The organism is Delftia sp. WSY_10 (assembly GCF_043104705.1).
In the GTDB taxonomy this organism is placed as follows: Bacteria; Pseudomonadota; Gammaproteobacteria; order Burkholderiales; family Burkholderiaceae_C; genus Comamonas; species Comamonas tsuruhatensis.
This window is the reverse complement of record NZ_JBICKY010000056.1, coordinates 462,007-475,276: the sequence shown is the minus strand read 5'-3', so window position 1 is coordinate 475,276 and position 13,270 is coordinate 462,007. Positions and strand designations below refer to the sequence as shown.

Here is a 13,270-nt window from a genome sequence, read left to right as displayed (position 1 = left end):
CATCGTGGCTGGTCAGCCAGCATGGGGGCCAAGTTTTCTGAGCTGCCTACGCGGCAGCGAACGCCACGGGCTCGATCACGCTGCAGTTCGGCGTTTTCTGAGCTGCCTACGCGGCAGCGAACCTATTGATGCCGCGAACAAGGGCTTCCTTGACTTTCTGAGCTGCCTACGCGGCAGCGAACGCCCCGACGAGACGGTCCGAAAGCTCCTTGTATTTCTGAGCTGCCTACGCGGCAGCGAACAGTCTCTCGACACCGCAGCGCGCGCCTCGTCTTTTCTGAGCTGCCTACGCGGCAGCGAACGCGATCCCGCAGCGCTGGATGCTGCGCTTCAATTTCTGAACTGCCTACGCGGTAGCGAACTGGCCGATTACCGGCTCGGCGATGAGCGTCACTTTCTGAGCTGCCTACGCGGCAGCGAACGGTGGACCAGCACGACCCAGATGCCCTGCGTTTTTCTGAGCTGCCTACGCGGCAGCGAACACTTCTTCCAAGCTGAACCACTTCGCCTCTATTTTCTGAGCTGCCTATGCGGCAGCGAACTCGCCTGGCTACCGTCAGCCGATCTCCCCCAATTTCTGAGCTGCCTATGCGGCAGCGAACTCAGTCGAGATCAGGAGTCAGCGATTGCGCTCTTTCTGAGCTGCCTATGCGGCAGCGAACATTCCCGCGACGACGTTCGATGAACCCAACTGTTTCTGAGCTGCCTATGCGGCAGCGAACCTGGAGGCACGGCAGGGTGAAGGCTTCCCGAATTTCTGAGCTGCCTATGCGGCAGCGAACCGCGATTACCACTTCGAGCGCGTGCCCGACCCTTTCTGAGCTGCCTATGCGGCAGCGAACGTGTTGTGGGTAGCGTTCCCCTACACGCCCGATTTCTGAGCTGCCTATGCGGCAGCGAACACGCAGAGGGCCGCATCGGCCACACCTACGCTTTTCTGAGCTGCCTATGCGGCAGCGAACACTGCGACGCCTAAGAACGTCTACGAGACTCATTTCTGAGCTGCCTATGCGGCAGCGAACTTTCCTGTGCGCGCTCAAGTGCTGCAGCCTCGTTTCTGAGCTGCCTATGCGGCAGCGAACACAAGCCCGCCAGGCCCCAGGGGTCGCCGTCATTTCTGAGCTGCCTATGCGGCAGCGAACGGCATCGAAAGCAGCCCGCCAAGCGCGCGCCCTTTCTGAGCTGCCTATGCGGCAGCGAACGCAGATGCAGTGCGCCGGTTTGCGGACTTCCATTTCTGAGCTGCCTATGCGGCAGCGAACTCTCCAGGCTACCGCCAACCCATCTCTCCCAATTTCTGAGCTGCCTATGCGGCAGCGAACCGAACCCACGTCTTGGCGTGGGCTTCTTCGTTTTTCTGAGCTGCCTATGCGGCAGCGAACCCTAATGTGTGAGTCCTATCGATCGGACTCGGTTTCTGAGCTGCCTATGCGGCAGCGAACGGGCAGGGTGGCGGGCGACGGTTGCGGCGTCATTTCTGAGCTGCCTATGCGGCAGCGAACTCAATGCTGCGCGAGCTTATGCGTTTTTCAGAGTTTCTGAGCTGCCTATGCGGCAGCGAACCACGTGCTCCCGGTTGATGTCATAGGCGCTTTTTTCTGAGCTGCCTATGCGGCAGCGAACAGGGATCCAGCACACTTGTGGACTCTGTGTCATTTCTGAGCTGCCTATGCGGCAGCGAACCGCTGCAGCTGCGGCCGCGCGCTCGGTCGCCATTTCTGAGCTGCCTATGCGGCAGCGAACATGCACGCCCATGCATCGCCGGATTTGTAGGATTTCTGAGCTGCCTATGCGGCAGCGAACGTGCCGCTGGGCCTGCACGTCGACCTGCTGCTTTTCTGAGCTGCCTATGCGGCAGCGAACTAGGCAAAAAATTCCCTAATCCATTGATTTTGAAAGAGCTTTCACCTCCAGCTGGCGAACACCCCAAATTCCGGGGCATCCGCCAAGCTGTTGATTTACAAGGCAGTCTTCAGGCCGCCAGAAAAAGGCTCAGAACCAGGGAACAGCAGTTCCCAGGCTCAGCCCGTAGGTGTTGAAGCCTTCCTGGCCCGCCGTGCCCTGCACCGCTTTCTGCTCCACGAACAGGCAAAACGGCTGGCCGGTGCTGGCGCTGCGCAGTTGAACGTAGGGCAGGTCCGGGGTGCGCTCCACGCTGTCGGGGATGGCGGCCGCGGCCTGTTCAGCGGTTTCTCCCTTGCGCCGCATGCGGCGTCGGCGCAGGCGGTCGGGGCTGGTCTTGAATTGCCGGCGCTGCACCAGGCAGGGCACGGCGCCCTCTGGTACCAAAGCTGGCGGCGTGCAGTGCACGTGATCGCGCATGCCCTGCAGCCAGGGCTGTTCCATCAGGCCGCGCAGCGCGGCTTCACTGCCATGCAGGCGCAGGATGGTGCCCAGAGTGCGTGGACGCAGGCTGTAGCCGGGAAAGCTGATGCCTATGTCAGCGCTGCCCAGTTGCACGAGCGCGCGGTGCAGCTTGGCGACCAGCGCGCCCAGCAGGTGGGCGTGGCTGAATTCCGGGTCAGGCAGCAGCGTGATGTCGATGTAGTGCGAGGTCATGGCCATCAGCTCGCATCGCCGAAGACGCCGCCACGGATCAGCACGGCCATCACGAAGTGCTGCTGCTCGACGGGCGGCACCTTGTCCTTGAGCAGCCAGTCGTCCAGCAGGGTGTAGAAGTCCTGCTTTTGCTTGGGCTGGCGCCAGGCCTTGCCCTGGGTGGTGACGGAGCCGTAGGGCTCGACCGCGATGGGGCCCAGGTCCTGCGCGCCGTCGTACCAGGTGTCGATGGTGCGCAGGGCGTTGCCGATTTTCTGGGAGTGGATGGCGGCGACCTCCTGGCCTTTTTCCCCGATCTGGTAGAGCGTCTTGCTCTTTTTGGTGCTGCCCTTGTCGAGGATCAGTTCCTGCGAGGGGAAGACTTCCTGGCCCGCGCCCAGGCGCACAAAGGCGGTGATCTGCAGCAGCACATGGGCCTTGCCCTCAAGCCCCTGCGCGATCACGCTGCCCAACGCAGCCACTTTCTCGTCAGGCTGCTCCAGCGTGCGCAGGTTGTGGGCCAGCGCATCGAACGACCATGCCTGCCCGGCCTTGCCATCCTTGAGCTGCACCACCTGCACCTGCACGCTTTCCGCGCCCACGCGGTTGCGCCACAGGAAGCGCCCGTTCGCCAGGTTGGCCGCATAGCGGTTGGCCAGTTCGGCAAAGCCCTGGGCCGAGGCATAGGCCTGCACCGTTTGCGCGAGCCTGGCCTGGTATTCGGCGCTGTTGCAGGCAGACGGGGTGCCTGCGCCAGACAGCACGCGCAGCGTGAACTGCACCTTGAGCGTGTCGGCATCGGCGGGCAGGGCTGCCACGTCCACGGTCTGCAGGTTGGGGTTCTCGATGGCAGCGTCGAGCTTGGCCGGGTCCTGGTCCTTGGTCTTGAGGCGGTTGGAGATGGTGCCGCGCACGGATTTCTCGCGCAGCTTGACGGAGGGCCAGGAGGCGGAGGCCGCCCGGTCATCCCAGTTGCCTGCGTGGAAGACGGCGTCGGAGGGGTCGAGCTTGCGTTCGAAGGCGAGGACGGATGCGGTCTTGAGGGTGCTGGACATGGTGTTCAATCCTTTGGCAATACGGTGTGAAAGGCGGCGGTGCAAGGACGCGGGTCAGGTGTATGCATAGCTGTCGTCGTCTTCCTGCTCCTGGGCTGCGGCGTCGTCAGGGTCGGCCACGGTTGCGGGGTCTGGCACGTAGCCGCTGCGGCAGCGGTAAAGGCCCCGCTTTTCATCGGTGTGCGCATGCCACAGCAGTTGCTCCAGATGGGTGAGGCGGTGCGGGCTGATCCATTCGCCCAGCGAGTAGACCGACTCCACGAAGCGCAGCGGCGTGGTGGCATCGCGGGCGTTGAGCACTTCGCCTGCGGCATGCGATGGCGAGAGCGCCGCATAGCCCACGGGCACAGGCACGATCCACCCGCTGCCCGGGCCGCGCCAGGGGTCTGCCCATGGCTGCTTGCCATCGGCAGGCGGGGGCTGGCCTTCGGCCGCTGCCACGGGCTCGTGGTTGAAGCGCGATGCATGCAGCCAGGCGTCGAGCAGCGTGGTGTGCGCCGCTTTGTCGCGCAGCCTGTGCAGGCGGTCGGCCAGCAGGTCGTCACGCCCCACCAGGGCGAAGCCCGGCAGCCACTGGCGCCGCCATTCTCGGAACTGTCGGCTGCGCTCCGTGGCGTCTTCTGCCAGCACGGACAGCCTGGGGCGCACGCGCCTGCCGGGCGCGGCACGCGATGGCAGCAGGCTGCCGCCGGCCACCCGCATTTGCGACAGGATTTGCCCGGCTTCATCGGCCCATTGCTGCATCGGCTCGGCAGCGCTTTGCACCAGGGTCGGGGCCGAGTTGGAGCCAGGGACGCGTTTTTCCGAGACGGTGAAGACCAGGGAGATGTCGAGGTGGATGCGCCCTTCCTCCACGATGGCGGCGGTACTGCCGTCCTTGTCCACCGGGTTGCGCGTGAGGTTGAAGCTGCGCACATAGCCCTGCGTCACCTGCTCCTGATGGTGGTGGCAGACCACGCCCACCGCGTGCAGGCGCAAGGGGATGCCGGCCTGCGCCAGCTTGCGCTCCAGCGCCCACATCAGGCCGGTGAAGGCGGTGATGGAGGGGAAGCCATGGGTGAGCGGGCTGGAGATGGCGTTGGCGTTCTGCACGCGCAGATGGGGAAAAACGAGAAGCGCTTGTGGAGACTGGCTCATTGCGCGTCCTCCCTGTCTTCAAGCCGTTTGCGCAGTTCGCGCAACTGCTGCACAAAACCATCCTCATCGGTCAGCAGCTCTTTCCGCCACACACGCGCCTCGGCGTCGCCCACGGGCAACTGGCCGAACAGTTGGCTGTTGAGCCAGTTGGCAAAGCGCTTGCCTACCTCGGCAGGCCAGTCCATCCAAAGCCATTCGCGGGCGAAATCTGCCTCATCGCGCAGTTCGGCCCGCAATGGGTCCAGCCACAATTGCTCTTCACGCACCAGCTTGCCGAAGCGTTCCGAGTCGCAGCTCCAGCCAGCGGGCAGGGCCTGCTGCACTTCGCCGGCGAGTGAGACCATTTCATCGATCAGCGCATCGACGAAGGCTTCGCGGCGCTCACGCGTTTGCAGGTTGGGCTCCGGGTCGGTCGCAAGGAAGGCACGCAGCTTGCGCACCGTGCTGCGCACCTCGGGACGGCCGATGAACAGCTTGTCGAACACGGAGCTGGCATGCACCGGCAGCCGTACATCGCTGCTGCGCCAGACCGGTGGCAGCGAAGCCAGCAGGTAGTTGACCCCGCCACGCTCGCTGTTGAGCTGGGAAATATTCTGTGGCTTTGTCCCTCCCATCTTCTGGACGGCCAGCCCCGGGTAGTCATGGAAGACGCCGTCATGCGCCTTGCGCTCGCGCCGCGCCTGCCGGGCCGCCTTGTTGCTTTCCCCAAAGCGGTCTTCCTGCACCTGCGCATGCACGGCATGCGCCAGCGAGGTGGCAAACAACGGCGCCAGCAATTCATAGCCTTCATCGGCACAGGCATCGCTGCCCGTCAGCCAGTACAACTGCTTGGCCCGCGTGTGCGAACTGGGTGCGCCCGCGCGCGGCTGGGTCAGGCCGACGAAGGCATCGCGCAAGCCCATGGCCTGCTGCGGGTCCTCATGCAGGGCCTGGAGCGCGCCCGGGTCTTGCGCCAGCAGCGCGGCCAGCAGGCTGGTGCCCTCCACCTCGACCTTGAGGAACTTGTAGACGTCAAGCGCCGCCGCATTGCCCACCACGTCGCCGGCGAATGACTGCCCCAGCGCATGGCTTCCCAGTTCCTGCAGCACGGGCAGGCTGGCCGGCTCCACATAGAGATTGGTGCCGCGCGCGTCGGGGTGTATGGGTTTGAGGGAGTGGGTGACGGCCTGGATTTGATCGACGCGCTTGGCAGCACTGGCCACCCAGGTATCACGCAGGAATGATGCGACGAGTTCGTCGCGCTGAGGATCGTCAGGCTTGAGCTTTTCGAGCTTGGATTGCAATCGTTCTTGCAGGAACTGGTCGATTGCCGCACGAAAACCTGCCTTGCGCCCTGTTGCCGGGGCGTTGGACATAGGGATCACCTTTCGTGAGAAATGAAAGATAATTCCCCGGTCAGCACAAACCGACCGGAGAAAGTGGAACTGACGGCAAGCCGTCAACGAACTAATAAGGTGACGTGGTTGCTAATCACTGTTCCTCCAATCCTTTGGTAGCCTGGAAGCTGGTGTTGATGGACCGTCGCCGTTGTGGAGCAGCGGCGACGGCTCCTATTGTGGAGTGGGCTTTATGCAAAGTCAAACCATACCTCAGTGATCGTGTTCCGAGAAGGAAGCTCAGCAAATACCGCAGTGGTGGTGCTCTTTTTCTGCCGTGTAGGCAGCTATGTTTTCGGCAGCACCAACATGCAAACCGCCAGCATTACTTCTTAAGGCCGGATGACGCTGGCATATCGCACGTGCAGAAAACTTCAAGCACACCGAACACGTGAAGATAGGAGCAGGAACATGACGAGGAACGGCATGCGCCCCATACACCCAGGTGAAGTCCTGCGCGAGGACTACCTGAAGCCCATGGACATGAGCGCCAACGCGCTGGCCAGGCACCTGCACGTTCCCGCCTCGCGCGTGAACGACATCGTGCTGGAGCGGCGCGGCATCACGGCCGACACGGCGCTGCGGCTGAGCCGCTTCTTTGGGGGCGACGCGCAGTCCTGGCTGAACCTTCAGACCGCCTACGACCTGCGCACGGCAGAGCTGAACGCGGAGTTGCAGGCGTCCGTGAGGCAAGTTCATCCGATGCAGCTGCATACCGCCTGATCCTCAGGCCCGGCCCACAAAGCTCAGCGCGCCATGCCAGCGCCAGCCCTGTGCCTTGTCGGGCAGGCTGGCCGTGGCGTACTTGCTTGCACAGGCATCCAGCGCCAGCCCCTTGCCCTCCGCCAGGGCTAACAGTTCCTGCATCAGGTCGGCCTGCCCCCATGCAGTGACAGACCCCTTCCGTGGGTCCAAGGGCTCCCGGTGCAGCAGGCTGTCCTGCACCAGCACATGGAGCTTGTCGCCCCGCCGCTGGCCATCGACCACGCGGTGCAGGTGCAGGCCCTCTTCCTCCTCGTCCGGCAGAAACACCACATCCACGCGCGGCAGCGGGTCGTAGCGGAAGCGCTGGAACTGCGGCAGCAGGCCCGTGAGCCAGAAGCAGGCAGGGCTGGCCCAGTGCAGGCTGGCGGCGCGCAGCACCGGCGTGGCATCCGGGCTGCCTGCGGGACGCGGCAGCATGGTGTCGTGCATGCGGGCGTGTTCCAGGTCCACGAGGTTCCTGGCCGGGTGGAACTGCTCCCTGGCCACTTCGATGCGTGCGCGGGCATCCACGGGCCAGAGGGGCTCGCCCTTGGTGTGCTTGGCCAGCAGCGATTGCAGGTCATGCGAGCGCAGGTGGAAGTACCGCGCCGTATCTGCCTTGTCATCCACCGGCTCCATCTCGAAACCCGGCTTGCAGAATGCCGCCCGGCCTGGATGCTCGAAAGCGCGCAGGTTGCTGTCCAGCACCCGCATGTTGGCCTCCTGCACCGCACCCGGCCGGTGGCGCCGCACACGTCCGGCCAGCTGGATCAGCGAGCGCATGGAAGAGGGCTCGACCAAGGCCCAGTCATAGTCATGGTCGCGGCCCACTTCGGTGACGGGGGAGCCGAGCACGATGAAGAGGTGGTCGACCTCATCGTTGGCATCAAGCAATGCGCGGATGGCCGGCCTCTGGATGATGGGGTCTGCGCCGTCGGGGGAGCGGCGGTCCAGCACGGTGTCCAGGTGCCGCTCGATGCTGGAGCGCGCCAGCAGCGGAAACTGCGAGTGGTAGACGCACAGGTGCACCCGCACGCCCGGTGCAGGAGCGCCCTGGCCATACATGGCCACGGCCACGTCGAACAGCGGTTCGATGTTGGCCATGCGGATGAGGCCGAAGCTCACGCGCTTGCCACTGGCGGGGTCAATGCCATGGTTGCCCGGCTGCTGGTGCAACTGCCATGCATGCTCCAGCGCGATGCGCGCAAAATCCCGGCGCCGCGCGGCCGGGTCCAGCCCCTGCCAGCCGGCAGGCAGGGGAGCGATGGCAGCCAAGCGCCGCACCTCGGCCCGGGCGAGCTGGGCCACGCGCTTTTGCACAAAGCTTCCGTGGCCTGTGCGAAACCCTGCGCCATCGGCGCAGTCCAGTGCCTGCTGGTGGAATTCGTCCACCCACAGGCAGCAGACGGCCACGGGCTCGCCGGGCCGCTCGCCGCGATGGCGCTGGAAGATCTCGCGCCCGGCGCGGTAGGCTAGGTAGAGCCCCTCCACCAGCGCTGGCGGCAAGGTGGCCGAGGACAGCAGCACGCGTGAGCCCAGCAGGCCCGCCCAGTGCACGAGTCGCGTGAGCGCGGGCAGGTCGGCCATGTCGAAATCATCGGGCTCGTCCAGTACGAGGTCGCCCGTCATGAGGCGCAGCATGGGCGCGATCTGGCGGCCGCCGCGCAGGCTTTCGGTGGCGGGCGTGAGGTGGTCCACGGTGCAGGCCAGCACGGGCGCGGCGATCAGCGAGCGCACCTGCGCATCGTCGGTCAGGCGCTGCAGCAGCGGGTGCTGGTCATTGCCGTCGAACAGGACTTGCCCGCCTTCGTCGAGCAGCGCCTGGCGCGAGGCCGAACCCGTGGCCTCGGCCTGCGCTTCCCAGTACTCGAACAGCGCGCGGCTGGCCGCGCCGCCGACCTTGATGGCGAGCTGGTCGTCGCCCAGTCCCAGGTCGTTCTGGAACACCCGCCCCGTCTGCAGCGTGAGCGTGCGCAGGCCGATGGCGAAGGCACAGCGCATGCCCACGCCCGGGTCGGCCAGCGCGTTCATGATGCGGGCATTGCCCAGCGTCTTGCCGCAGCCGGTGGAAGCCATGTTGACGATGAAGCCGCCCTGGCTGGCGGCCCGGTGGCGCACGCTGGCAGCCAGGTCGGCAGCCTTGTCCTGCCACTGGAAGCGCGCGTTGCTGCTGCGCTTTTTGAGGCCGCGATGGCTGCGCAGTGCCGGCAGGCTGCGCGCCAGCGTGGGCAGCGAGCGCGCCACCAGCGTGGCATGGGCCTGCACGCCAAGCAGGTGCTCGTCCAGCGTCTGGTTGAAAGCGGACGCGGCGCCTGGAGCTGCACTCTTGCGCCGGGTGTTGGCGTACAGCGGATAGCCCGCGTTGCGGAAAGGCTGGCGGCGCGCTTCGTCCTCGATGCTGGAGTAGTGGTGGTCGGCCAGCATCAGGCACAGGCGCGAGAGGTGCAGCGTGAACGGATCGCCCAGGCTTGCAGCGTCAAGCGACCGGCCCGCCAACTCCTGCAGCTTGAGCGCATAGCGCGCCGCCTGCTTGCGCCAGGCGGCCGTGGCCACCGGAAGGCCCTGCGGGAAGTCCCAATGGGAGCGCACTTTCGCCGGGTCGGCTTTCTCGCGCGGCTCGTTCCAGTCGGCGCTGATGCACTGCAGCAGCTGCTCGATCTCATTGCTGTTGACGAAGCGCGGGCGCGCGCCGAAGCGGCACCATTGGCGGCGGTCGGGCTCCAGATCGTCGTAGGACTCCTGCCGGCCTGCAGCGACCGGCATGCAGGGCAGCCGATGGTGTGTCAGAACCAGCCAGGCCACGGCGGTGGCCAGCGGCGGCAGCGCCTTGAACGGCAGATGCTGGCTGGCCTGCGGCTCGTCCAGGCCATCGCGCAGAAGGCGGCCGCTGCGGTGATCCAGCCATTGCGCCTCAAAGGCCCGGGCATCGGCGGCCTCATCCACACAGGCTGCCAGCCTTTGCAGCCATGCCGCGTCGCCGTCGCCGCCCACGAAAGCCTGGAACAGCCGCACCGACACCCATTCATGGCGGTAGTGGTTGCGCTCGCGCAGGCCAGGATTCTTCAGCCGGTCCTGGAATGCCTGGGTGGCCTTGCCCAGGTCATGCACCAGGGCCGCCAAAGCGGCCAGCGCCGTGATCAGTGGCAGGTGGTGCCAGTGGCTTTCATCTTCGGCGCGCAGCACGTTGCTGGCCGAGGTGTTGGTGGGCACGGCGCCTTCGGCGTTGAACTGGCGCCCGTCGCCTACGATCCACAGCAGTTCACTGTGGTCACGTCCGCGTATCCAGTGGCAGGCCACGGCGGTGTTCTTGCGCGCGCTCTGGCGCAGCAGCTTGCGCACGGTATCGAGCCCGGCCGCCGTGATGGGTGTCTGCCAGGTGCGGTCGCCGCGCCGCTCGGCAAACTGGTCGAGGATGCGGCGCGTTTCGGTGAGGGCGCGCTTGCTGCACTGGGAGACGAAGAGCACGTTCATGTGCCGCCCTCTTGCGCAGCGCCGGGCGTTGTGGGCGTGGTGGGCGCGCCGGCCATGCGCGCCGTGTCGACGGCAATGCGCTTGAGCGTGTCGATGATGAAGTCCAGCGATTCGCTGCGCGTAAGGGCCTCTATGCATTGGCGGCGAAATTGCGGCTCGTCGTCGCCGCGCATGGCCGACAGGAAGGCCTGGGGCAGGATGGCGGCATCCTTGACCAGGTCGGCCGCATCGAACACCAGGCCGCCGCGCCGCGTCTTGCCATGCAGAACGGCCAGACCGTGGGGCAGGCCCAGCACCCAGGTGGCCGTGGCGCCCAGTCCGTAGGCCAGGTAGTTGCCATGGTCCAGATAGCGGTTGGCTGCATCGGTGCCGGTGCCGCGCTTGGCGCGCGTGAATTCGCCATATCCCACGGCGTCCACGGCGAGCTTGAACAAGGCCTTGGTCAGCCGTGCCTCATCGGTCAGCAGTGTCATGACATCGGGCGCATTGGCCATCAGCGCCGCAAATTGCTGCACCAGCGCCTTCAGGCGCTCCATGTCCACGGAAAACCCTGCTTCGCGCAAGGCTCGTGCGCCCCATTCCTGCTGCATCCGCTGCAATCGCAAAGCCTGCAATTGCTTGGCGGCATGCAGGCGCAGTTCATCGTCAAACCAGAATTGGACCCAGGCCTGCAGGTATTCAGTGGGGCGGTACTCGCTTTGCGGAGTGAGCCAGGCGACTTCCACATCGACTTCATTGGCGCTGAACAAGGGCGTTCCACCGCCGCCGCAAAAGCCCACCAGCACCCCAGCCTTGGCCAGCTCCCGCATGGCCGCCTGCGTGATGGAGGTGCCGGTGCCAAGCAGGATGCTGGTGGTGTTGGCAATGGGAATATTCCAATACAGGCTGCGCTTGCCGGCATCGGTCACATATTCCACCCGCCCGCCATTGACCAGGACACGGCAGTGCTCAAGGTAATAGATGTTGGCGCGTTTGGAATGGAGAATGGTCTTGAGATCCTGGCCTTTGATGTCCTGCATGAATGCCTCCCGCAGGGATTTTCATCAATGCTCCAATCCCCTTCGCCGGATTGTCCCAGGAATAAAAAAGCGCCTTGCTTTCACAAGGCACTTTCGCATTTCAATAGCCGGAGAGTGTCACTGCATCTGCTTCAGATTCCCGATGCGCACCAGCATTTCCGTGAACATCTGCATGTCGGCGCGCAGGTCGGGCAGTTCCTTGTATTCGAGCGCGTTGTGCGCCGTGTACTTCTTGCCGGGCATGGCGGGGCCGAAGTTGATGGCGTTGGGCATGAGCTTGGCCGTGGTGCTGCCGGCCGTGGGCACGGGCTTGGCGTCCAGGCCCGTGGTGTCGCCGAAGATGTTGAGCAGGGTGGACAGCCAGGCGCCCTTGGGGTCGCGCGCCATCCAGTTGCCCTGGGTGTACTGCAGGGTGAGGGGAACCTTGGCGGCCTCGCTCCAGCGGGTGATGCGCTGCTCGACTTCGGCGCGCAGCTGCTCGGGCGTCTTGCCGCGCGGCATGCGCACGTTGGTGGTGACTTCGAGCTTGCCGTCGGCCGCCTTGATGAGGTTGGGCGACAGGGTCAGCGGGCCCATGAAGTCGTCTGCATAGGCAACGCCCAGCTGCTTGCCGAGGTAGTCGAGGCCGAAGGCGCCGTTGATGTAGCGCAGGGCGTTGCTGTAGGCATTGGGCTGGACCAGGGCCACGCCATCGGTGGGCATGAGCACCTGCTGCAGGAACAGCGTCAGGCGCGGCACGGGGTTGACGCCTTCCTCAGGGCGCGAGCCGTGGGCCGAGGTGCCCGTGACCTTGACGGTGGCTGCGGTGCCGCTGCGCTGGATGTCGATGGTGAACGGCCCACCCTGCCCTGCATAGCTGGTGGTGAAGTCACCCTTGGCCGCCTGCAGGCGCGCGGCGATGGCTTCGATGGCGGCTTCGTCGCCGGCCGTGATGGTGGCGGTGGCGGTCTGCGCAATGGCGTTGGCCGAGGCGGCGCCGGCCATGGCGGTGATGGCCGGGCGGGCGGGGTCGGTCTTCACGTCGTCGAACACGGCCTTGAGCGCGCCCGAGCCTTTTTCCGCGACAACGGCCGGGTACTTGCTGTCCAGCACGATGTTGTAGGCAGGCAGCGTGGTCTTGCCCTGGTAGTACTTCATGGCGTCGCCGCCGGTTTCCTCGGTGGTCTCGATCATGAGGCGTATGCCGCGCGACAGGGGCAGGCCGCTGTCCTTGACGGCCTTCATGGCGAACAGCACGGTGGCGATGGAGCCCTTGTCGTCGATGGTGCCGCGCCCGTAGAGCTTGTCGCCCACGCGCGTGACCTTGAAGGGGTCGATGGCCTGGCCGTCCAGCACCCATTCGGCGGGGACGACGGGCACGACGTCGGCGTGGGTGAGGATGCCGAATTCATCGGTGCCCGCGTTCGTGGCGTTCGCGGTGTTCGCAGGCAGGGTGACTTCGAAGATGCGGTTGTCCACGTTGCGGTACTGCAGGCCGAAGTCCTTGGCCATCTGCTGCACCAGTTCGCCGAAGGCGAGGATGGCCGGGCTTTCGTGCGGCGGCACCTTGGCATCGCGCACCGTGGGCAGGGCGACCATGCGCTCGATGCTGGCCAGCACGGCCCGCTCCTGCGTGAGACGTGTGTACAGGCCCAGCAGGCGGGCGATGTGGTTGAGTTCATCCCCCGTGAGCGCGGCGCCTGCGGCATGGCGCTGCACGGCCTGGGCGATGGCAGGCTGCGCGGCCGCGGCCTGCTTCAGGAAGCTGGCGAAGTCGGTGGGTGCCGGCTGCGCCTGGGCCAGCGCGTCCAGCGCGGGCTTCCTGAGGGTGTCGGCGCCGGCCGCGCCGCTCCACGCCAGGGCCATGCTCATGGCAAGGGCCAGGGTGGAGGCTTTGAACGGATGGTTCTTCATGGTCGTCGGTCTGTCGATGAATGCTGAGGCCGCAAGA

At 65.5% G+C, this 13,270-nt stretch carries 8 protein-coding genes and 1 CRISPR repeat array (1 of these 9 cut by a window edge); of the genes, 1 reads left to right on the top strand and 7 read right to left on the bottom strand.

Annotated elements, in window-relative coordinates:
• Positions 1-1,863: direct repeats of the CRISPR family, unit length 28 nt; unit sequence TTTCTGAGCTGCCTATGCGGCAGCGAAC (it extends 1,407 nt beyond the left edge of the window).
• A 129-nt stretch (positions 1,864-1,992) separates the two neighbouring features.
• From cas6f to csy1, 4 genes are read right to left on the bottom strand one after another with little or no spacing between them, the layout of a single operon-like run.
• The gene (gene cas6f / locus ACF8ML_RS24765; RefSeq protein ID WP_043789355.1) at positions 1,993-2,559 is read right to left on the bottom strand and encodes a type I-F CRISPR-associated endoribonuclease Cas6/Csy4; all 567 of its coding nucleotides are present in this window, start codon (positions 2,557-2,559) and stop codon (positions 1,993-1,995) included.
• Between the two features lie 5 nt (positions 2,560-2,564).
• On the bottom strand, positions 2,565-3,593 hold the full coding sequence (gene csy3, locus ACF8ML_RS24760; protein WP_016451881.1) for a type I-F CRISPR-associated protein Csy3: 1,029 nt from the start codon (positions 3,591-3,593) through the stop codon (positions 2,565-2,567).
• 54 nt (positions 3,594-3,647) lie between these two features.
• Positions 3,648-4,730: a type I-F CRISPR-associated protein Csy2 gene (gene csy2 / locus ACF8ML_RS24755; RefSeq protein WP_392408242.1), complete on the bottom strand. Its 1,083-nt coding sequence runs from the start codon at positions 4,728-4,730 to the stop codon at positions 3,648-3,650.
• On the bottom strand, positions 4,727-6,013 hold the full coding sequence (gene csy1 / locus ACF8ML_RS24750; RefSeq protein ID WP_392408241.1) for a type I-F CRISPR-associated protein Csy1: 1,287 nt from the start codon (positions 6,011-6,013) through the stop codon (positions 4,727-4,729). Before csy1 ends, csy2 begins: the two co-directional genes overlap by 4 nt.
• Before the next feature lie 504 nt (positions 6,014-6,517).
• On the opposite strand from csy1, the gene ACF8ML_RS24745 reads away from it, so the two are divergent.
• On the top strand, positions 6,518-6,829 hold the full coding sequence (locus ACF8ML_RS24745; protein WP_034366817.1) for a HigA family addiction module antitoxin: 312 nt from the start codon (positions 6,518-6,520) through the stop codon (positions 6,827-6,829).
• A 3-nt stretch (positions 6,830-6,832) separates the two neighbouring features.
• Here ACF8ML_RS24745 and cas3f read toward each other — a convergent pair whose 3' ends face one another.
• From cas3f to ACF8ML_RS24730, 3 genes are all read right to left on the bottom strand, one after another.
• Complete coding sequence (cas3f, locus tag ACF8ML_RS24740; RefSeq protein WP_392408240.1) at positions 6,833-10,321, bottom strand: type I-F CRISPR-associated helicase Cas3f; 3,489 nt, start codon at positions 10,319-10,321, stop codon at positions 6,833-6,835.
• Entirely contained in the window at positions 10,318-11,340 is a 1,023-nt protein-coding gene (gene cas1f, locus ACF8ML_RS24735; RefSeq protein ID WP_392408239.1) for a type I-F CRISPR-associated endonuclease Cas1f, read from the bottom strand. Before cas1f ends, cas3f begins: the two co-directional genes overlap by 4 nt.
• A 117-nt stretch (positions 11,341-11,457) precedes the next feature.
• Positions 11,458-13,233 (bottom strand): dipeptidase, encoded by a 1,776-nt coding sequence (locus ACF8ML_RS24730; protein ID WP_392408238.1) that lies wholly within the window; start codon positions 13,231-13,233, stop codon positions 11,458-11,460.
• Positions 13,234-13,270: the final 37 nt, after the last annotated feature.

Excerpts from the sequence above, each read along its gene's own strand:
- cas1f (WP_392408239.1), bottom strand. The coding sequence starts at position 11,340 with ATGCAGGACATCAAAGGCCAGGATCTCAAGACCATTCTCCATTCCAAA.
- cas6f (WP_043789355.1), bottom strand. The coding sequence starts at position 2,559 with ATGACCTCGCACTACATCGACATCACGCTGCTGCCTGACCCGGAATTC.
- csy3 (WP_016451881.1), bottom strand. The coding sequence starts at position 3,593 with ATGTCCAGCACCCTCAAGACCGCATCCGTCCTCGCCTTCGAACGCAAG.
- csy2 (WP_392408242.1), bottom strand. The coding sequence starts at position 4,730 with ATGAGCCAGTCTCCACAAGCGCTTCTCGTTTTTCCCCATCTGCGCGTG.
- ACF8ML_RS24730 (WP_392408238.1), bottom strand. The coding sequence starts at position 13,233 with ATGAAGAACCATCCGTTCAAAGCCTCCACCCTGGCCCTTGCCATGAGC.
- ACF8ML_RS24745 (WP_034366817.1), top strand. The coding sequence starts at position 6,518 with ATGACGAGGAACGGCATGCGCCCCATACACCCAGGTGAAGTCCTGCGC.
- cas3f (WP_392408240.1), bottom strand. The coding sequence starts at position 10,321 with ATGAACGTGCTCTTCGTCTCCCAGTGCAGCAAGCGCGCCCTCACCGAA.